The sequence below is a fragment of the Alteromonas sp. ABH2_165 genome (assembly GCF_056159945.1).
In genome coordinates, this window is the sequence record NZ_JBSWWF010000001.1 from 530,395 (window position 1) to 551,550 (window position 21,156).

Consider the following 21,156-nt stretch of genomic DNA (forward strand, 5'->3'; position numbering starts at 1 on the left):
GGTTGATTGGTTGGTACTCGTCGAGTTCGCGCTTACTTGTAATTAGCGTTTACACAATGGCGAAAATCAGCCAAATGCCGTATATCACCGCCCCCGGTGCCAGAGCAACAATCCACGATTTTTTGGTAGAGAACGACGTCCACTGACCTAGTGCGACAGCGGTAAGGTAATAACTCCAGAACATATCGAGACGAATTGACTGGCCCAGGTTAAAAAAGGCGGAGGTGGGCTCAAGACCAAAAATGTAGGCGAGCGACAGCGGCGACAGGGAAATTGGGTCAATCTGATGTGAATCTGCCATTACCAGTAACACTAGCGCGAGCAGGCTTGGAATAATGGAAGGCAAAGCCGTCCACCAGGTCATGCCATACCAGTCGGTGAAGCCCTGAATACTTTTTTCATCGTTGCGGGTCATGAATGTCAGGTAACCGGCTACCAGGGCATTAATGATTAAAAAGCCCAGGAAGGATCCAATCAGCGTGCTCCACTTTATCATTCCTAACGTGAGTTGATCTTTGTAAGCTTGTTTTTCAGCCGGACTCACATCACCCAGTTGAACATCTGCAAGGTAATTGCTGTACCAGGCAAAGTCGATAGTTTGAAAAAAAAGATAAAGCGGCAATAAGGCCAATGTCATCACGATAAAAAACGGCACCCATGACCAGTTGTCTGTGTTTGCTAATTTGGCAAATACTTTGTTAGGCCGGATAAAGGTTTCGTTTACTGCCTGAAACGGATTGCTAACCTCTGACATGTTCTTTTCCTGTCTTATTTTGTGTTTTCCATAATGCGTAATAACGCTGATCTTAGTGCTATACGGTATGAAAAATGTGGGCAACTGTACACGGCGTATTTGTAAGGAAATATTCTGTCGCATTTTTTTCCTGTGCTTCGTAATATTTTTTTCCTAATCTTGACTGGTAGCAACGTGAGCAGTTTAGAAAGTGGTTCTACATTAGCTGCTTTTGCAAACAACAATATGGACGCTATTTACGTCAGGAAGCTATATAAATGATAGAAATCAATCGATTAGCTAAGAAGTTTAAAGTTGAAAATCCGAAAAAGCTGAGTGAGCAAGAAAAGCAAGACCCTCGCTTATCCGGAAAGTTTTTTAAATCAGTGGAAGATGTTTCGTTGTCTTGTGCTGCTGGAGAGGTTTTAGGGTTACTCGGCCCAAATGGGGCAGGGAAAACCACAACACTGCGTATGCTCTCAACCGCTCTGAAGCCGGAGGCGGGCAGTATAACCATCAATGGTGTCGACGTGCTGAAGAACCCCGTGGTGGCCCGTCAAAAAATTGGTTTTCTCTCAGGTGCTACCGGATTATACGGTCGGTTAACCGGTAGAGAAAATATCGCCTACTTCGGACAGCTTCATCAAATGACAAAAACACAAATCGATGACAGGATCGCTGAACTTGCCGACTTACTCGATTTGCACAGTTTTCTGGATCGCCGCTGTGAAAATTTCTCCACGGGAATGAAACAGAAAACCGCCATTGCCCGAGCAGTGGTTCACAAACCCGAAGTTGTTATTCTCGATGAGCCGACTACCGGCCTTGATATCATGGCGTCGCAAACGGTACTTAACTTTATTCGGGGCCTCAAAACCCAGGGCGTGCCGGTTATTTTTTCAACCCATCATCTTGATGAAGTGGCCGAGTTGTGTGACCGGGTCACCGTAATCAACCACGGACGCACCCAATTTAACGACGAGATTGCCGCATTCAGAGCGCTAGTACCTGGCTCTTTGAACAGCGCATTTCTGGCAGCACTGGAACAAGGAGTTTGATATGTGGCTGGTATTTCTAAAGGAAATTAAAGAACTGCTAAGAGATAGAAAAACCCTGTTTTTCATGATTGCATTGCCAATCTTAGTGTTTCCCGCCATTTTCGGCGTAGTCACTTACGTGTCATCAAAAGCGATTCAGAAAGCGGAAAGTGAAATTCTCGATTACGCCATTGTTGGTGCTGAATACGCGCCCGACCTGGTCGCGCGAATAGCTGAGTCGGAAGAATTTAATCTCGTTGCCGCACCGCAAAATACCGACATCAAACAGTGGGTAAAAGAAGAAAATGCGGATTTTGTGCTGGTAATCCCAGAAAACTTCAGTAATGACGTATTAGCCAATGGTCAGATTTCGCTCACGTTATATCTCAATGACTCAGGGTTAAATTTGGTACAGCGCCGACTCAATGAAATTGTCGACGCCATTGAAGAAGAAAACCAGCAAGGCGCGTTCGCTACGTTGGGTCTGAATGAAACCCAGCAATTAGCGCTTATTGACCCTGTAGTGGTTGAGAAAGTGAATGTGGCCGATCAGCGGGAAAACTGGGGGGAGAAAATCGGTGGATTTATTCCCTACCTGGTGTTCATGCTTTGCTTGCAAGGCGCGATGATCCCCGCCACCGATTTGGGCGCAGGTGAAAAGGAACGTGGCACGTTGGAAACTTTGCTTATTTCTCCTATTGCTCGTCATAAACTGGTGTTAGGGAAGTTTCTGGCCATTGCGCTGGCTGGAGTGACTTCTGCAATGGTGACCGTAGGCAGTATGGCAATCTGGGGCATCGTACTGAGTCAGGGCATGGCCATTGAGTTAGTTGCCGACTTTATGGGCTCAATTAGCGGCATGGATTTCCTGCTTATTTTCTTCATGCTGATTCCGGTTGTGGCTATTTTCGCGTCGGTATTACTGAGTCTGTCTATCTACGCTCGAAGCTTCAAAGAAGCACAGGGTTATATGACCCCGCTGGTGATGTTCACTATCGTACCGGTAATTATGGCAATGCTACCTGGCGTTGAGTTGAAAGGTGGCTGGGCCTGGGTGCCACTGACTAACGTAGCGCTCGCCATGAAAGAGCTGATCAAAGGTACCATGGACTACGTACAGTTAATTGCCATATTTGGCTCGACCGCTTTGATTGCTGGCGCCCTTATTGCCTTTAGTGTGTACTGGTTTAATCAGGAAAATGTGCTTTTCCGTTAAGTGCTGATCAATTTAATTGTAGCTGACGGTATAGAAATTTGTACTTGTCAGCTATTTTTACAATCTTCAAAATGTCTCTGGTTAAGCTGTTGAAAAAACAACCAAAAATTAGTGGTTCGTAATCTGCATAACCTTCAACGCTAATTTTCATTTCATCAAAGGATTTTTGTAATGTTTAAAAAGTTATGTGTAGCGAGCCTACTTTTAACAGCGCCAACCGTTGCAAACGCTAGTCTCATGTTGAATATAACCGAAGATAATATCGGCGGTGGCACTATCTGGGAATTCAGCGGGTCTACTTTGGCAATTGGTTCTGACACATTTAGTCATGACGATTTTGTGGATGCGGGAGAAGCTTGGAGTAACCTGCAGTTTGACCTTACAGTGATGAGCGATCTCAATGCTACTGTATCTTCAGGAGCTGCTTGGCTGACTATCGCTGGTGAAACTCGTGATATAGAGTATGTTTACATTGACGATGATGGTGTGGTTGGTGACGAGTTTGGCATTGATGTATCAGGTGGTGAATTTGCTTTTAGTGATGGCGATATGATCAGCTGGATGGGAACGATTACAGTTGATTCCATCTCAATTTCTGATTTTTTGGTTAGCGGTTTTTCTATCACCGACTTTTCCACTTTTGCGGGGTCGCAGATTGCTCTCGATGTCACAATAGGTAACGCTGTAAATGTTGCTGAGCCTTCGACATTTGGAATAATTTCACTTGGCTTGCTGGGCTTTGGGATTTCGCGTCGCAAGAAACACTCATAATATTAGTCATCTAATCCGGGCAGCCTTATCGTAGGCTGTCTGTCTTCAAAATGCATCCCCGCAAGCTCCGGCTCTCCTGAGTAATATCATAAACTGCTTAAAAATTTCCCACTCTCAATATGATGAGCTAGTTTATTGTCTTATATTGCCATCTACACGCTAACTTTAGCCAAAAGTATAAGTAACCTTTAAGCCATTTCATGTAATCATTTCTTTGCAGTATTGATGGTGCCACCCCCCCTTTTTCTTCCTGTTGGCACAGTCTGTTTAGACTCTTTTCCGGAATGGCCATGTCGCTGAGTAAGCAAATCTACAAAGTTCTATTTACCCCTCTCGTTCTTACTGCTGTTGGTGCGGTGATTTGCGCCTTGCTGATTTATAACAGTCAGAATCAGATGCAAAAATCGACTGATATATTTATGCAGAAGAAACAGTATCTAGAACAGCTTTACACCAACCTTGGTTATGGCGGTGGCATACATTCGTTCAAGAATTATATTATTCGACGTGATCTTCAGTACAAAGTAACAGCTGAAGAAAAGCTTAATGAAGCGCTGCGTGCTTCTGGTAATTACAAAGCCTTGCCTAAAGTAAGTAATGTAGAGTTGGCGCAGATCACTGACATAGAGCTTGTTATTAATCAGTACCTTGAAAAGATAAGATTATTGCGCTCTGAGCAATTGGCTAGCTTGTCCGTCGAAGAACTTGATGCACAAGTAAAGGTGAATGATGAGCCAGCCATTTCTGCTATCGCCAGGCTCGACAACCTGCTCGATGCGGAGAACAGACTGGTTGGTGAAACGTTGGAATCTTCAACCTTCAGAACAATCAGTTTTATCTTTGTCGTACTGCTACTTACTGCGCTGTTATCATGGGTTGTTGCGCAGCGTCACGTTACTAAAATGCTGCTGTCGGTGAAAAGCGTAACCAGGCTGTCCCGCAACATATCAGACGGTAAAATGGACTTTTCTCTCGTTGACAACACTGACTATGGCAACAGCGAGATGAACAAGCTCGCCGGCGATCTGTGCGAGATGGGCAAAAAGCACCGAGATTTGCTAGATGAAATTCAGCAAAAATCTGCTCTGGATAATCTGCTCCAGCACATGTCGATGGCATTTACCGGGCAGAGTAGTAAGCAAGACGTTTATAACGCCATTATCAATAAACTTGCCGATTACATGAGCGCAGCCAGTATTTGCTTATATGTCGCTGATGGTAAATTTCTTTCCCTTGTAGCCCAGTGGGGGCTAACCTCTCTGGACGCTGATAAACCAATCCCCCACAAAGATTTTTTAAAACAAATGCTGGATGCCGGTGAGGTAACTACTATTGAGCAAGTACCCGATAAATTCTGGCGTTTGAAATCCATGATGGGCAGCATGGTGCCAAATAAATTGCTTTATTTGCCACTCGTCTTTGAATCTGAGCAATTAGGTATTATTGAGATTGCTTTATCAGACAATAGTGAGTTTACCAACAGAGCTGCAGCTGACAAATACTGTAAAGTAATTAGTCAGGGTCTACACAGCCTACATATACGTGAAGAAAATCAAGACTTGTTACAAGCGAGTCAGAGGCAAACGGCTGAGCTGGAGTTGCAACAAGAAGAATTACGGGTTTCAAATGAAGAGCTCCAAAAACAGTCCAGGGAATTGGAGATAAAAACCGTCTCTTTGGATAGCTCTAACAGCGAATTAAGCCAGGCTAAAACGGATCTCGAAGCGAAAGCGGCAGAACTGATTAAAATAAACAGCTACAAATCTGAATTTCTTGCAAACATGTCTCATGAATTCAGAACACCGCTCAATAGTTTGATGGTGCTCTCTTCGTTACTGCTAGAAAAGGAAACGTCACTCACAGGTAAAAATCTGGAATATCTGAAGTCCATTCATCAATCGGGTAATGATCTTCTTATGCTGATTGAAGACATTCTCGATTTAACCAAAATTGAAGCCAGGAAAATCACCCTCAATATCGAAACCTTTTCTCTGCGCGACTTTATTGATGAGCTCGATGTGTCTTTCAACCCTCTTTTTAAACAAACGAAGGTCAACTGGAATATTCGCATTGAAGATTCTGTTCAAACTAGCACACTGACAACTGATCGCAGCCGATTAAAGCAAATACTGCGTAACCTGATTTCAAACGCGCTTAAATTTACCAGCGAAGGGAAAGTCGAGTTATATCTTCATCAGCGCAGCGCTGACACGATTTCTCTTTCCGTTTCAGATACGGGGGTGGGTATAGATGCCTCTAAACAGCAGCGGATATTTGAAGCCTTTGAACAGGAAGATTCTTCTGTCGATCGCGCCTATGGCGGCACCGGCCTGGGCCTCTCAATTTCAAAAGAGCTGGCGAGTTTGCTGAAAGGGTGCATCACACTTGAATCTGAGAAGGGTAAAGGCAGTAAGTTTGAGCTAACTATTACAACCAAACTCGATGCTCCTGAAGCCACTAAGTTACCTGCGACGTTTACAATGCTTGAGAAAGGGAGTCAGCAAAAGGCCCAAACCTTAAGCAGCGAATTCATTGAAAAAGACGCTAACGCGGATGAGCTTATTGAGCTGAAAAGGCAAGTCGAAGAATTGGACGGAACTAAGCTCTGTTTGTTGATTGTTGAAGACGATAAAGCGTTTGCAATGGCGGTTGGAGCTGCGGCTAAAAGACTGGATATGCAGGCCGTGTGTGTGGCCAGTGGTGAGCTGGCCATGGCATTGTTAGATAGTTTTACGCCTGATGCCGTGCTGTTGGATATCAAACTGCCTAATCTTAGCGGTATGGCCATTCTTGAATCTTTAAAATCCAACGTTAAAACGCGGCATATTCCCGTTCATATGATATCGGGTATGGACTATCAAAATAATGCCCTGCGTCTTGGGGCAATGGGGTATCTGACTAAACCCATGACGATTGATAAAGTTTCAGCCGCATTGGAACGGGTTAAACGAATTATTACTACGCCTCATCGTCGTCTGCTCTTGATTGAAGACAATGCAGGACAGCAGCAGGCAATTTCAGCGTTGCTGGGTTCTAAAACCACAGAAGTTGTGGTGTGTGGTTACGGTGAGGATGCTATTGCGGCGCTCAAATCGTCTAATTACGATGCTATTGTGCTGGATTTAAGTTTACCAGATACAACGGGTTTAGCTTTCCTTGAAACCATAAAATATATGGATATTTCGCTTCCCCCTGTGGTTATTTACACTGCAAAAGAGTTGGACCTAGAAGAAGAAAACACGCTATCCGGCCTGGCGGAAAGTATTATTCTGAAAGGTGCTCGCTCGCCAGAAAAATTGCTTGAACAAATCAATCTGTTCTTACATCGCGATGAAGCAGAATTATCCATAGAGCAACGTAAAGTGTTAGAAAAAAATACGCTCGCTGATTCAGAGCTGTCAGGGTACAAAATCATGCTGGTGGACGACGATATGCGCAATATATTTGCCTTAACCAGCGCGCTTGAGCAACGGGGTGCAGATGTCGTTATTGCCAAAGATGGTGTGGAAGCGATGAATCTGCTTGCTTCTGAAAGTCATTTGGATTTGGTGTTAACCGATATCATGATGCCTAACATGAATGGCTACGAACTCATAAAAGCCATCCGGGACGGTAAAGTAAAAAAATACGCCCGGGTGCCAATAATAGCGTTAACGGCAAAAGCTGGAAAAGAAGATCACGAGCAAATAATTGAATGTGGCGCCAATGATTATCTTGCAAAGCCGTTAAACCTGACCGCATTAATGTCTGTATTACGAGTATGGCTGCCAGAACAAGGGCTCATGGTGTGAGTCAGTTTCTACAGCAGGAAAATGCGCTTTTTCTGCATGGGCTAAAAATTTGTTTCAATTATGATTTTCAGCACTATGCTGACGATTATATTGCCCGCAGACTAGATAGCCTGCGCGGACAAAGTGGCGGTCGCTCGTTACTTGCGCTTCTGGATGAATTGCTCAAAGGAAAAGAGTCTCTCGCGTGGATAATTGATATTCTAACGGTGGGGACCACCGAGTTTTTTCGTGATCCGGATACGTTCCAGTTAATCAACGAGCAGTTATTTCCCTACTTTGAAACCCGTGCACATATTAAGATTTGGTCTGCAGGTTGCAGCAGCGGTAAAGAGCTCTACAGTTTGTTAGTGCTGCTATCGGAACAGGGCTTGTTATCCCGCACCAGCGTTTATGCCACAGATGTGAGTACTGCGGCGCTAGAAAAAGCCCAGCGCGGTGCATTTTCCCAAGATGAGATCAGGCAATTCATCCGTCACTACACCCAGGTGTCGGCGCAGAAACATGCCAGCGATTATTACTTTTTTCGCTACAATCTTGGCTTCTTTGATCAAGCGTTATTAGACCAGGTTACTTTTATTCAGCACGATCTTATTAAAGATGAACCTCTTGATGACATGGATCTCATACTGTGTCGTAATGTATTGATTTACCTGAACGAAGACGCGCAAAACAAGGCGTTGTCGTTGCTGGTATCGTCTCTTCACCAATCCGGTTTTCTTGTTTTAGGCCAATCCGAATCGCTGTTCAAACGAGAGAGTGAATTCGGGCTTCGAGCCTTCAATAGCCCAAAGCGTATATATCAGCGAAATACAGAGCACGTGTAGTATGTCTAATAAAATTCTAGTCGTAGACGACAATAACAGAAATCTAATGGCCATTGAGGCCCAACTGGAAACTCTCGAGCAGGCAGAGATTATTACTGCCCAAAGTGCAGATGAAGCGCTTGCTCTACTCACTGAGACGAACTTTTGTCTTGCCATTATCGACATAGAAATGACGCCCGTTTCAGGCTTTGAATTAGCGCGTTTAATCCGCGGTGTAAAAAAATTTCGCGAGCTGCCTATTGTGTTTCTTACTGCGCACAGTCAGTCAGAACAGTTTGAGTTAGATAGCTACGAAGCCGGTGGCGTGGATATTCTTTTTAAGCCTGTGTCTCGACCGGTTATTCAAAGCAAGGTGAAAGCTTTTTTACAGATGCATCAGCGCAAGCAAGATCTGGTGGCAAAACTGGAAAAAGAAGAAGCATTGCGCCAAAAAGTGGAAGCTGCGAATAAATCCATCGCGTTGATGCTTGCGAATGTTTCTCATGAACTGCGGACGCCACTGGGTAATATTACCGGGTTTGGTGAATTGCTCACTATGTCAGAATCCTTAAGCGATGAGCATCGCTATTTAGCGGAAAAAGTACTCAAAAACAGTCGCGAACTGAAAAACATTATTGATGATGTACTTGACCTTTCCCGGATGGAGGCGGGCCGTATTTCCATCGATAGAACAACGTTCTCTCCACGGGAACTATTGAGAGAGATAGACGAGCAAGCATTGCAAGCGGCACAGGCCAAAGGTCTGCGATTTATTTTGGCTATACAAGATCCGCTTCCCGTTAAAGTTGTTTGCGACCCCTTGCGAATGAAGCAAGTACTGAACAACATGATAAGTAACGCGGTTAAGTTCACCGAGTCTGGTGTCGTTACCTTATCGGTTTACTATGAAGACGAGATCCTCACCTGTAAAACTCAGGATACCGGTATTGGCATCAATGAGTTTCAACAAAAAGCCCTTTTCCAGCCCTTCAAACAGGCGAATAAGGCAATTATGGGGCGCTTTGGAGGCACCGGATTAGGACTCGCGCTGTCAAAAGACATTTGTGAAGAATTGGGTGGCTCATTGGTGCTGGAAAAATCCTCACCGTCAGAGGGTAGCCTCTTTGCTGCAAGTTTTCATGCACCGGTAGCAGAGCAGGTGGTTCCGGAAAAAAGTAAGCAGAGTAAAAGCGATCTACTGGCTGATATCAGAGGAGCCGCACTACGAGCACTGTACGTAGACGATTTAGAAGAAAATCGTTTTGTTACTGAGGCGTTGCTTTCACACATTGGTATCGACCTTCACACGGCCGAATCTGGCCCGGAAGGGTTAAGGTTAGTCGCTGAAAACCAATATGATTTCATTTTACTGGATATCCAGATGCCAGAAATGGACGGTTATGAGGTTCATGCCAAACTGCGAGAGATGGGATACAACAAAACCGTCATTGCACTCACCGCTCATGCCATGCCTGAAAATGTAGAAAAGTGTAAAGCATTAGGGTTTGATGGCTTTTTATCGAAACCGGTTTCGATAGATAAAATCGCAGCAGAGCTGAAGACTTTGTTACCATAAATATTAGGGTAGCGTTTTAAAATCCAAAAAAAGCCCCGCAGTGCGGGGCTTTGTTTTGTCAGTGGTTTGTTTTATTTGCGCTTAGCCATCTTAGAAATACGTCATATTCAATAATATGAGTACAATGCTGCTATAGGTTAGCGATATGGGTAATCCAATTTTAATAAAATGGGAAAACCGATAATTCGCCGCGTTATATACCAGCAAGTTGGTCTGATAGCCGTAGGGCGAAATAAAACTGGCGCTGGCGGCAAATGCGACAGCCAGTGCGAATGGCATCAGAGGCGCACCAATCAGGCCCGCCACGCCATACGCAAACGGGAACATTAATGCCGCCGCTGCGTTATTGGTGACAAACTCGGTAAGCAGCAAGGTAGCGACATACACCACGATAAGAGCAACAAACCAGTTGGTGTCAGACAAGTACGGCATCAGCATTTCGGTGCTCATGCTTATCACACCTACATTTTCCAGCGCACTGGCTAGGCTTAGCGCGCCTACAATCACCACTATGAGGTTCAGTGGCAGGTTGCGTTTGATTTCACCATTGCTGGTTACCTTGGCCGCGATAAGCACTGCAGCGAAGAACAGCAGCCCGATGCCGAGGCTAAGTATATCTGTTGCTGATAGGGCAACTACCAGTAAGAAACCACCCATGGTGATCCATTCCTGCCAGTTCGTCAGTGGTCGGGTGATCTTCTGCTCCGAGAGGATAAAGAAGTTTTTCGACAAATTCTGGCGAGTCTGGAAATCCGGACCGGTGGCTAACAGCAAAAAGTCACCCGCCTGCAATTTTATTTCACCAAGTTTGCCTGATAGCTGCTCACCATCCCGGCGAATCGCTACCACCGCAGCATCAAATAATGCGCGGAAACCGAGGGCTTTGATGGTTTGGCCGATGATTTGCGCGCGGTTAGATATAATCACTTCGGTAAGGTTTTCGCGAAGAATGCCGTCGGCTTCAGCGAACATGGTTAAGCCTTTAATGTGGCTTAAATTGTCCAGCTTTTGCACGTTACCAGAGAATATCAACTTGTCGCCCTGTTCAATAATGAAATCAGGAGACACCGGCGTGATCAGCTGACGGTCACGAACGATTTCCACCAGGAACAACTCAGGCAGATTTCGTAGGTGGTTCTCTTCCACCGATTTACCAATCAGTTCAGAACCGGCTTCTACTTCGGCTTCAACAATGTACGACCGGTAATCGGTTTTCTTGTTGGCGATATCCGGGAGCAGGCTTGCCAGTACGAACATTAACAAACCACAACTTAAACCCGCAGTAAGGCCATAAAGGGTGAAATCCCAGAAGGCAAAACCCGGATGACCGTGTTCCTGCAGAAACGAATCTACAATCAGATTGGTAGAAGTACCAATTAACGTGACCGTTCCACCGAGAATAGCGGCATAGGAAAGTGGAATAAGTAAGCGGGATGACGGGTGATACTGATTCTGTTTTACCGGGCCTATCAAGCTTGCTACCACTGCCGTGTTGTTAAGTAGGGCAGAAGAGAAGAAGGTTAAGCCGAATAAACGCCAGTAGGAAAGGGCAAAACTTGGAGCAATAAGTTTGCGACCAATTTGCTTTATCAATGCCGTTTTGTCGATGGCACTGCTTACCAGCAATAGGAGAATAAGGGTGATAAGCCCTTTGTTAGTCAGGTTCTGCAGTATTTCATCAAAGGTAATTTGCTGAGTAACCAGCAAAAGCAACATGGCGACCGCGAAAATAGTCGAAGGCCGCTTGTTGGTGGCGACTAGCGCAAAAATGGTGCTGAAGAAAACCCCCAGCACCATGATTTGGTTGACATCCATTTAAACCATTCCGGTTTGTTACAGTTTGCTGATGTCGATCGCGTTCCAGTGTGGGAAGTGCTTGCGAACCAATTCGTTGAATTCCAGCTCGAATGCTGAGAACTCAGGCGCTTTGTGTTGCTTGTCTTCGGCCAACTGGTCGATGATCATACCTGCACCCACGGTGCCATTGGTCAGCCGGTCAATAACGATGAATGCACCGGTTGCACGGTTGCGATCGTAATTGTCACAGGCCACTGGCTGAGTGAATTTCAGATCAACAACGCCAATTTCGTTCAGATTGAGATGGGCACCAGGCTTGTGTTCCATGGTGTTTACATCAATCTGGTATTCTACTTCTGACACAGAACCTGAAGTCGACTTGGTCGCAAACTTAAACAGATACTGCTTATGCGGCATCATCGGCTCTTCAGCCATCCATACCAGGTGAGATTTAAACTGGCTCGACAGCAGTGGCAGGTTGTCAGACTTAACAATCATATCGCCGCGTGAAATATCGATCTCATCTTCCAGTGTCAGGGTAACCGCCTGCGGTACGTAAGCACGTTCCTGATCGCCCTCGAAAGTCACTACTGACTTAACCTTAGACGTTTTCATTGAAGGCAGTGCAGTGATTTCATCGCCAGGCGCAACCTGACCAGATACCACGGTACCCGCGAAGCCACGAAAGTCCAGGTTAGGACGGTTTACATACTGAACCGGGAAGCGGAAGTCGTCTTTGTTGTCATCGTTACCGATTTCAATGGTTTCCAGCATTTCCATGAGAGGTTTGCCAGTATACCAGGGCGACTGTTCGCTGCGGTTTACCACATTGTCACCCTCAAGGGCTGACAGCGGAATAAACTGGATATCAGGGATATTCAGATTTTCAGAGAACTTCAGGAAGTCAGCTTTGATGTCTTCAAATACTTTTTCACTAAAGTCCATCAGGTCCATTTTGTTCACAGCAACGATAACGTGCTTGATACCTAACAGGCTGGCCAGGAACGAGTGACGACGGGTCTGGGTTTTTACCCCGGCGCGGGCGTCAACCATCAGGATGGCCAGATCACAGGTAGACGCACCCGTTACCATGTTACGGGTGTACTGTTCGTGTCCCGGCGTATCCGCGATGATGAACTTACGCTTGTCGGTGGAGAAGTAGCGGTAGGCTACGTCGATGGTGATACCTTGCTCACGCTCAGACTGCAGACCGTCTACCAGCAGTGCCAGGTCAACCTTGTCACCGGTGGTACCGCTTTTCTTACTGTCTTTAGTAATTGCTGCCAGCTGATCTTCATAAATCATTTTTGAGTCATGCAGCAGGCGGCCGATCAGGGTACTTTTACCGTCGTCTACGCTACCGCAGGTAAGAAAGCGCAGCAGGTCTTTCTGTTCGTGCTGTTCAAGGTAGCCCAGGACGTCTTCTTTCAATAATTCGTTATCTACATTCATTGCTTATGCGCTCACTAAGAAATAAGGGTTCAACACAGATTCTTTCTGGTTATAAGTCAGGTCAGGGGCGTCTTCTGCCAGCGGGTTTGAGCCATCCAGCACGGTCACTTTCGCGCCTGCTGCTGTGGCAACCGCATGGGCTGCGCCGGTATCCCATTCAGAAGTTGGGCCTAAACGCGGATACAAGTGGGCTTCACCAGAGGCTACCAGACACAGTTTTAACGAACTGCCCATAGCAACCAGTTCCGCTTCACCGCCCAAATCTTCCAGTAACTTCTGGATTTCAGGACTCTGATGAGAGCGACTGCCTACCACTTTCCATACTTCACCGTCTGTGTGTTTCTTCGCAGAAATCGGAGCAAAACCGCCTTCGTCTTCAATCCACGCGCCTTGCCCGTCGATACCGATGTACGAACGTTTCAGGGCCGGGGCGTAAACCACACCCATCACAGGCTTACCGTTTTCGATAAGGGCGATATTGACGGTAAATTCACCGTTCTTCTTGATGAATTCCTTGGTGCCATCCAGCGGATCAACCAGCCAGTATTTATCCCAGCCACGACGTTCGTCCCAGGGGATATCGGCAGATTCTTCTGACAGGATAGGCAGGTGAGATACCGCTTCCAAACCGGCAACAATAACGTTGTGTGCGGCAAGGTCAGCTTCCGTCAGTGGGCTGGTATCTTCTTTTTCGTAAATGGCGAAATCTTTCTCGTAGATTCCCATAATTTTGTCACCAGCTTCTTTGCTGATGGCAAGAATCTTTTCTGCTAATGGATCAGGTAATGCCATTACACAAGTCCTTTTTCTTCAAGCATGGCGTACAGACGTTCTGCAGTTTGTTCTGCAGGCTCGTCTTTGTACTCCAGATGGATCTCCGGGTTAACCGGTGCTTCATAAGTGGAGGAGATACCGGTGAAATGCTTGATTTCACCTGCTCGGGCTTTCTTATAAAGCCCTTTGGGATCGCGGGATTCACACACGTCCAGCGGGGTATCAATGAACACTTCCACAAACTCACCTTCTTCAAGCAGATTGCGGCAGTAGTCGCGGTCAGCCTGAAACGGAGAGATAAATGCAGTCAGTACAATTACACCAGAATCGACAAACAGTTTGGCCACTTCACTCACGCGACGAATATTTTCAACGCGGTCTTCATCGCTGAAGCCCAGGTCGCCACATAAACCGTGACGAACGTTATCGCCGTCGAGCAGATAAGTGTGTTTACCCTGTTCCTGGAATTTCTGTTCCAGCAGGTTCGAAATGGTGGATTTACCGGAACCGCTGAAGCCTGTCAGCCACAGTACGCGTGGCGTTTGGCCAAGGCTTTCGGCACGGGTCTTTTTATTGACCTCGTACTTGTGCCATACGATATCCGTCGACATTAGAAGTACCCTTCCATTTTCTTCTTCTCCATAGAACCGGAGCTATCGTGGTCGATAACACGGCCCTGACGCTCAGAAGTCTTGGTCAGCAGCATTTCTTGAATAACCTCAGGCAGCGTCGCAGCTTCAGACTCAACCGCACCGGTCAGCGGGTAACAACCTAAGGTACGGAAGCGTACTGAACGCATTTCAGGGGCTTCACCTTCTTCCAATGGCATACGGTCGTCATCAACCATAATCAATACGCCATCGCGCTCTACAACCGGACGTGGTTTTGCCAGGTAAAGAGAAGGAATATCGATGTTTTCCAGGTAGATGTATTGCCAGATATCCAGCTCAGTCCAGTTAGACATAGGGAATACACGGATGCTTTCGCCTTTGTTTACTGATGAGTTGTAGATGTTCCAAAGCTCAGGGCGCTGGTTTTTCGGGTCCCAGCGGTGGTTACTGTCACGGAATGAGTAAACACGCTCTTTCGCACGTGATTTTTCTTCGTCTCGGCGGGCACCACCGAATGCGGCATCGAACTTATACTTGTTCAGTGCCTGCTTCAAAGAAGCAGTTTTCATGATGTCTGTGTGCTTTGCACTACCGTGGCTGAATGGACCAACACCGGCATCAACACCTTCTTGGTTGATGTGTACCAGCAGATCGAAACCATGTTTCTCAGCTTGTTGATCACGGAACTCTATCATTTCGTGGAATTTCCACGTGGTGTCAACGTGCAGCAGTGGGAAGGGAATTTTGCCTGGGGCAAAGGCCTTACGAGCCAAGTGTAAAAGAACAGAGGAATCCTTTCCGACGGAATATAACATGACCGGATTATCAAATTCGGCAGCAACTTCACGGAAAATGTGGATGCTCTCGGCTTCGAGTTGTTTCAGATGGGTAATAGACGGTATATCAAGTGTCATTTTCGAGTCCGATTGTTGGGGTTATATGCTAAACAATTATATGTATAGAACCCTAACATATTTAGATCAGAAAGTAGTAATGCCAATTTGCTATACAAAATAGCCGTTTTATTACATTGAAACGAAATCGTCATACTAAAAAGCCGCTCAGGAGAGCGGCTTTGGTCAGGATATGCTTTAAGGATGGCTGTTTCTCAAAGAGAGGGCAGTAATCTGTCAATGCACATCATGTCTGATTTAGCTGCCATGTTTCGCAGCGTTATGTCAGGTTCTAAAGCGATGCAATCTTTCAATGAATACGCCGGCCCATCCTATAAGTTCATCTACTTCTTAAATTCAGTCAGCTTTGCACTAAATGCATCAAACACATCGACTACACCCTCTCTAGGCGTTCCACTCTTACTCAGAATGATGATGGTCAAACTCGATAGAATAAATCCTGGGACAATTTCGTACATCCAGCTACTCAAGCTTTCACCGCCAATAGTGAATGGCAGATAAATCCAAAGCAGCACCGTAACCGCACCCACAATCATACCGCCTAGCGCTGCTCTGCGGGTCATATCACGTTTAAACAAGCTAAACAGGACGAGTGGGCCAAACGCTGCACCAAACCCAGCCCAGGCATTACTTACCAGTGACAGAATTGTACTGTCTCTGTCGTAAGCCAGATAAATTGAAACCAGAGCAACAAGGATAACCGAACCTCGTCCAGCCAAAACTAACTCTTTGTCTGACGCATCACGACGCAGGAATGCTTGATAGAAGTCACTGGTTAATGAACTTGAGGTCACCAACAGTTGCGAGGAAATGGTACTCATGATGGCGGCCAGAATCGCTGCCAGTAGGAATCCGCCGATAAACGGGTGGAACAGCAATTGAGACAGGTGGATAAAAATGGTTTCGGGATCAATGGTATTGCTATTTGCGGTAACGTAGGCCAGTCCGAACAGGCCTGTCATCAGCGCACCAATGATAGACACAATCATCCAGCTCATACCGATACGACGCGCGGTTGGCACATCGCCCACCGAACGAATGGCCATAAAACGCACAATAATGTGCGGTTGACCAAAGTAACCTAGACCCCAAGCGAGTAAAGACACGATACCAATAAGCGACAGTGCTTCTCCGGTATCAGCATCGGTGAAGGGGTCAAACAGTTGTGGGTTGATGGTCGAAACAGCGTCAACGGCTTGGCCAAATCCGCCTAGCTCCATGATCACCACAACGGGTACCATAACCAGTGACACGAACATGATACAGCCTTGCACGAAATCGGTAATACTTACCGCCATAAAGCCACCGAAGAGGGTGTAGGCAACCACCACGCCGGTCGTAACATACAAACCGGTTTCATAACTGAGGCCAAATGAGCTTTCAAACAATTTACCGCCAGCTACAACGCCCGAGGAGGTGTACAGGGTAAAAAAGATAACAATGACCACAGAGGCAATAACCCGCAATAAGCGACTGTTATCGGCAAAGCGGTTCTCAAAATAATCGGGAAGTGTGACTGCGTTGTTAGCAACTTCTGTGTAGATACGCAGGCGAGGAGCCACCAAAATATAGTTGGCGAATGCGCCAGCCACTAAGCCAACGGCTATCCAGCCAGAGGATATCCCAGATACATACATCGCACCGGGCAGACCCATGAGCATCCAGCCACTCATGTCTGACGCACCGGCAGATAACGCGGTAACTGCAGGGCCTAATTGGCGACCCCCGAGCATGTAACCTTCAACGCTGGTATCTGTTTGTCGGTATGAGAATAACCCTATACCGAGCATGACCGCAAAATAGATGCCCAGGGAGATTATCGTACTTATTTCCATCGTATTCCTTCCTGTTTTTTTCTTTCATGCTAACAGGAAGTAGATACAGTCTCTATGGCAGTCTGGTTTATCTATCGGAAAATTCGGTTCGCTTTTCTTTGCAATGATTTTAAAAACAAAGGGTTACTGAATTCTATTAAACTCTGAATCGACGGACTTTACTTTCAATATTACCGCTAATATCGTTCAATTGCTCACTAAGTAACCCGACCTTGTCTGCATTTTCAGACACAGATCCTGCCAGGGAATTAATGGCTTCCACCTTCGCATTTAACCGTGTTGCGACTTGATTTTGCTCTACGGCGGAATTTGCCACCTGGGCATTCATGTCGTTGATGGTTTTAACATTGGTAATGATCTTATCCAGCGCATCTATGGCTGCTGATGATTCATCAATGGTATCGGAAAGGGTTGCTCTGGTGGTTTCCATCATGCGACTGGAGTTATCCGAAGAAGATTGAAGCTCCTTAATGACTTCTTCAATTTCAGCCGTCGATGCCTGCGTTCGTTGAGCCAGTGCGCGAACTTCGTCGGCCACTACCGCAAAACCCCGGCCCATTTCTCCCGCCCGGGCAGCTTCGATGGCCGCGTTTAAGGCCAGCAGGTTAGTTTGTTCGGCAATTCCCTTAATCACCACCAAGATGGTGTTGATTTGGTCGCTTCTATTTTTTAATTCATTGATTTCTAGCGATGTTTCACCAATTTCTTTCCCAAGGTGTTTAATTTCTCCAATGGTTTTCTGAACAATACTATTGCCGTTAATGGCCAACTCGTTACATAGATTGGTTTTTTCAGAGGTGATGCTGGCATTAGACGCCACTTCTTCTACTGCTTTAGTCAGTTCGGTAAGCGCCGCTGCAACCTGCGCCGTCTCAGTTTTTTGTGTGGTGGTTGATGAGTGGTTACTGCCGGCGCTGTTGTGGATGCCAGTGGCGCATTGTTTTAAATCATTCGTGTGCTGAATGATTTCCGCAATGAGCGTTTGCAAATTACCAATAAACTGGTTGAACGCCTGGGCCAACTGACCAATTTCATCTTCCGTTTTAATTTTTAATCGCATGGTTAAATCGCCGTCACCTTTGGCGATGCCACGTAACGCTTCTACAACCTGATTAACCGGCTTAATTACATAGCGTCCAAGGACAAACCAGTTCACTATCTGCAAAGTAAGAAGAATAATGATCGCGAGAATGATAAACATCACTTTAGTCGCGTTGAGCAAGCCCTCATTGCTGTCCAGCCTGAATGTGATGTCAAGCACGCCCACCTTTTGTTGACCATTCCAGATCACATCGATTTTTTTGTTCAATACTTGATCGGGTGACGGGGCGGTCTCGTTTGCGTTGGCCTCACCAATGGCTCTGCCGCGGTGGTCGTAAGCTTTTACCGTTTGCACATAGGGCAATTTAACGAAAGACGTCAGGATATTGCTTGTTAATTCCTGATCATATGAAAACACCGGTTCCTGAAGCACCACTGCCAACATGGTGGTGGTATCTTCAATCTGTTCATCCCGCTGATGATTGAAATACATCGAGGTGAACATGTAGGCCACCACAAAAGCAATCACCATTACGGCGGCAGATACGCCTGCCAGTAAAATCATACTTCGTTGTTTAATCGACGTCATTTGTTGCCTGTTCCAAAATTAATGTGCAGATACATCCAACCAATATGCTTTTTTGTCGAGCGGTGTGTCGGCATGAAGGGCGGGATTATCAATTCTCAAAATGGTGCGTTGCTTCAAATTGGCCTTTGTCAGCACATCCTGAATCATAGGGTTGCTAAAAAATAAGTCATCAAAGCTGCCATCATCGATTGCGGCATTAAAACCGTTGTAAATCAGGTCGTGTAGCAATTGGTTATCTTTCTTCACATAGAAGTACATCGCGAAGGGATAAATGAGCATGACGTTTTCGTCGACTACAAGGTTTAGCTCAGGAAACCGATTTACTTCCACCCAAGGCTCGTGGACAGCCCGCGGAAAATAGTCGAACCTGCCGCCTTCCAGCATAGAAAATAAGTTGTTAAATTTGGTTGTAGTAACAAGGGGGATTTGCGCACTTTTCAGTACCTCGCTATCGCCCCAAAAGCGACCCTGTCCAGCCCTTAGTTGTTTTAAATCGTTCAGTGTTTTGATGTTTTTGAACGTGTCTTTATCTTGTTCCCGAATGATGAATATTCTGTGCCCGAGCAGCCCTTTTAACGCCGGAATTCGCACAGCCAGCATGTTTTCGTCTTTATCCTGGGACGCGCCAGCCCACATGATATCCATTTCACCGGTTTCGATATCCGCCATCATTTGTGCTTCATTTTTTGTAACGGTATCAAATGTAAAATTGATATCTTCGTCGCTTTTAGACAGTGCCAATGTAAGGATATCGAGAAGCAGTTGCTCTTTCTCTTCTTCAATCTTTTTAAGCTTTACGGTCAATGCCTGAGCCTGTGTAAACGGCAGGGCCAGTAAAATTAGGAAAATGGCTAACGACTTAATTGATAAACGCATTAACTTCTCACGCAAACGATGGATCAGAAAGAATTGAACTTCTTTAAGTTATAGACGCGTTTAAAGGTGAGTCAAGGTGAATGCCGCCGCAAAGAGTCTTTTACGGCAACACGAAGAGGGGCTTAGGCTGAGAAGGTGATACTGCGTTTTACTTTTTGCATGAGCGGGGCTAAGTCAGCGCCTTTTTCACCCACAACCATAATACTGGCTTTTTGTAGCGCCCAGCTTTCACCGTGGTACTGGTTATCAGCAAACGCGTCGGGGACATTCTGGTCGCGTTTCTGCGGCATAATAAACACCGACATGGGGCCCTGATCTGTGTCGAGGATTAAATGTAGGCTCTGCGTTGTATTCAAATGACAATAATTCGCTACCCGCACGTTACCAATGGATGACACCAATGTGCCGCCAAAACCGGCAAGCTTAGCGTTGATAAGATCCATGTTTACCGCAACCGCTGAATGAGATTGCTCGGTTTCTGCATAGCGCATGTGAGCAAGGGCTTCATCGCCTATGTTTACATTAGCGCCTTGCATAACCACAGTGCCTGTTACACCTATTGTCAGAGCAACCGATGCAGCTAGACCGATGTACCAGGGTGTCCGACGTTTGTGTCGCTTTAGTTCTTCAGACTTTTGCTCCCAAATAAGTTTGTGGGCTAAATTGTCTGGGACCTGCACTTTTAAAGCCTTCATCAGATCATCGTCTAATTGTTGCAGGCTGTTTTTTAACTGTGCTTTGTCAGGATTTTTGGCAGCAATATCCGCTACCTCTTTGTCAGTCGTGTTTGGATTGGCGAAAACACGACGCCGAAATTCTAAATCATCCATTTTGACGACCTCTTTGTTGTGAAGATTCCTGCGCTAACATGTCTTTGAGTTGATTCCGGGCACGAAATAACCGCGTCATCACCGTGTTCTTGTTCAGTGATAGTTGTTCAGCAATTTCTTCCCCGGAATAGCCAAATAAAAGTTGTAAAAGAAGTGGCTCTCGATAGTCCATGGGGAGGCGGGCAATTAGCACGCGCAGCTCATCAGATTCATCTTGCGGCACAGCATGGAAGGCATCATCAGACACACTCACATCATCTATATCGACTAAATCTAATTGTTTGCGTTCAAACCGCCGTGCATTTTCCCGTCGCACAATAGTGATAAGCCAGGATTTTGCTGACTTCTCATCTTTTAACGCGTCGAGAGAACGCCACGCCCGCAGGAACGTTTCCTGGACCACGTCTTCGGCGATGGTTGGGTCACGGGTGAGCCAATAGGCATAGCGATAAATATCGCCATGAAAGGCATGCACCAGTGTTTCGTATCTTTGCTGTTTTTCTTTCATGC

The 21,156-nt window shown here is 46.0% G+C and carries 17 protein-coding genes; 6 read left to right on the forward strand and 11 right to left on the reverse strand.

The window, feature by feature from the left end:
• Positions 1 to 49: 49 nt before the first annotated feature.
• Positions 50 to 754, reverse strand: a complete 705-nt coding sequence (locus ACXAFQ_RS02320; protein WP_474817967.1) for a Yip1 family protein — start codon at positions 752 to 754, stop codon at positions 50 to 52.
• Between the two features lie 257 nt (positions 755 to 1,011).
• Between ACXAFQ_RS02320 and ACXAFQ_RS02325 the strand changes: the two genes are divergently transcribed.
• The 6 genes from ACXAFQ_RS02325 to ACXAFQ_RS02350 all read left to right on the forward strand — a co-directional run bounded on the left by ACXAFQ_RS02325 (position 1,012) and on the right by ACXAFQ_RS02350 (position 9,927).
• Positions 1,012 to 1,791 (forward strand): ABC transporter ATP-binding protein, encoded by a 780-nt coding sequence (locus tag ACXAFQ_RS02325; RefSeq protein WP_474817968.1) that lies wholly within the window; start codon positions 1,012 to 1,014, stop codon positions 1,789 to 1,791.
• Position 1,792: 1 nt separating this feature from the next.
• Positions 1,793 to 2,986 carry an ABC transporter permease gene (locus ACXAFQ_RS02330; protein WP_474817969.1) on the forward strand — a complete coding sequence of 398 codons (1,194 nt, stop codon included), beginning with the start codon at positions 1,793 to 1,795 and terminating at the stop codon, positions 2,984 to 2,986.
• A 171-nt stretch (positions 2,987 to 3,157) separates the two neighbouring features.
• A complete protein-coding gene (locus ACXAFQ_RS02335; RefSeq protein ID WP_474817971.1) occupies positions 3,158 to 3,757 on the forward strand; it encodes a PEP-CTERM sorting domain-containing protein in 600 nt (199 codons plus the stop codon).
• Between the two features lie 290 nt (positions 3,758 to 4,047).
• On the forward strand, positions 4,048 to 7,548 hold the full coding sequence (locus ACXAFQ_RS02340) for a GAF domain-containing hybrid sensor histidine kinase/response regulator (RefSeq protein WP_474817972.1): 3,501 nt from the start codon (positions 4,048 to 4,050) through the stop codon (positions 7,546 to 7,548).
• Complete coding sequence (locus ACXAFQ_RS02345) at positions 7,545 to 8,372, forward strand: CheR family methyltransferase (protein WP_474817973.1); 828 nt, start codon at positions 7,545 to 7,547, stop codon at positions 8,370 to 8,372. Before ACXAFQ_RS02340 ends, ACXAFQ_RS02345 begins: the two co-directional genes overlap by 4 nt.
• A gap of 1 nt (position 8,373) precedes the next feature.
• Positions 8,374 to 9,927, forward strand: a complete 1,554-nt coding sequence (locus tag ACXAFQ_RS02350) for a response regulator (protein ID WP_474817975.1) — start codon at positions 8,374 to 8,376, stop codon at positions 9,925 to 9,927.
• 90 nt (positions 9,928 to 10,017) lie between these two features.
• Here ACXAFQ_RS02350 and ACXAFQ_RS02355 read toward each other — a convergent pair whose 3' ends face one another.
• The 10 genes from ACXAFQ_RS02355 to ACXAFQ_RS02400 all read right to left on the reverse strand — a co-directional run bounded on the left by ACXAFQ_RS02355 (position 10,018) and on the right by ACXAFQ_RS02400 (position 21,154).
• Positions 10,018 to 11,742: an SLC13 family permease gene (locus ACXAFQ_RS02355; protein WP_474817976.1), complete on the reverse strand. Its 1,725-nt coding sequence runs from the start codon at positions 11,740 to 11,742 to the stop codon at positions 10,018 to 10,020.
• Positions 11,743 to 11,760: 18 nt separating this feature from the next.
• Positions 11,761 to 13,176, reverse strand: coding sequence for a sulfate adenylyltransferase subunit CysN (cysN, locus tag ACXAFQ_RS02360; RefSeq protein ID WP_474817977.1), 1,416 nt, complete (start codon positions 13,174 to 13,176; stop codon positions 11,761 to 11,763).
• A gap of 3 nt (positions 13,177 to 13,179) precedes the next feature.
• Positions 13,180 to 13,968, reverse strand: coding sequence for a 3'(2'),5'-bisphosphate nucleotidase CysQ (cysQ, locus tag ACXAFQ_RS02365; RefSeq protein WP_474817978.1), 789 nt, complete (start codon positions 13,966 to 13,968; stop codon positions 13,180 to 13,182).
• Complete coding sequence (gene cysC / locus ACXAFQ_RS02370) at positions 13,968 to 14,561, reverse strand: adenylyl-sulfate kinase (protein ID WP_474817979.1); 594 nt, start codon at positions 14,559 to 14,561, stop codon at positions 13,968 to 13,970. The genes cysQ and cysC overlap by 1 nt, the downstream gene beginning before the upstream one ends.
• Positions 14,561 to 15,475 carry a sulfate adenylyltransferase subunit CysD gene (gene cysD, locus ACXAFQ_RS02375; protein WP_474817980.1) on the reverse strand — a complete coding sequence of 305 codons (915 nt, stop codon included), beginning with the start codon at positions 15,473 to 15,475 and terminating at the stop codon, positions 14,561 to 14,563. Before cysD ends, cysC begins: the two co-directional genes overlap by 1 nt.
• A gap of 323 nt (positions 15,476 to 15,798) precedes the next feature.
• Entirely contained in the window at positions 15,799 to 17,310 is a 1,512-nt protein-coding gene (putP, locus tag ACXAFQ_RS02380; RefSeq protein ID WP_474817981.1) for a sodium/proline symporter PutP, read from the reverse strand.
• Between the two features lie 136 nt (positions 17,311 to 17,446).
• Entirely contained in the window at positions 17,447 to 18,940 is a 1,494-nt protein-coding gene (locus tag ACXAFQ_RS02385; protein ID WP_474817982.1) for a methyl-accepting chemotaxis protein, read from the reverse strand.
• Between the two features lie 18 nt (positions 18,941 to 18,958).
• On the reverse strand, positions 18,959 to 19,816 hold the full coding sequence (locus ACXAFQ_RS02390) for a diguanylate cyclase (RefSeq protein WP_474817983.1): 858 nt from the start codon (positions 19,814 to 19,816) through the stop codon (positions 18,959 to 18,961).
• Positions 19,817 to 19,938: 122 nt separating this feature from the next.
• Complete coding sequence (locus tag ACXAFQ_RS02395) at positions 19,939 to 20,646, reverse strand: DUF3379 family protein (RefSeq protein ID WP_474817984.1); 708 nt, start codon at positions 20,644 to 20,646, stop codon at positions 19,939 to 19,941.
• Entirely contained in the window at positions 20,639 to 21,154 is a 516-nt protein-coding gene (locus tag ACXAFQ_RS02400) for a sigma-70 family RNA polymerase sigma factor (RefSeq protein ID WP_474817985.1), read from the reverse strand. Before ACXAFQ_RS02400 ends, ACXAFQ_RS02395 begins: the two co-directional genes overlap by 8 nt.
• Positions 21,155 to 21,156: the final 2 nt, after the last annotated feature.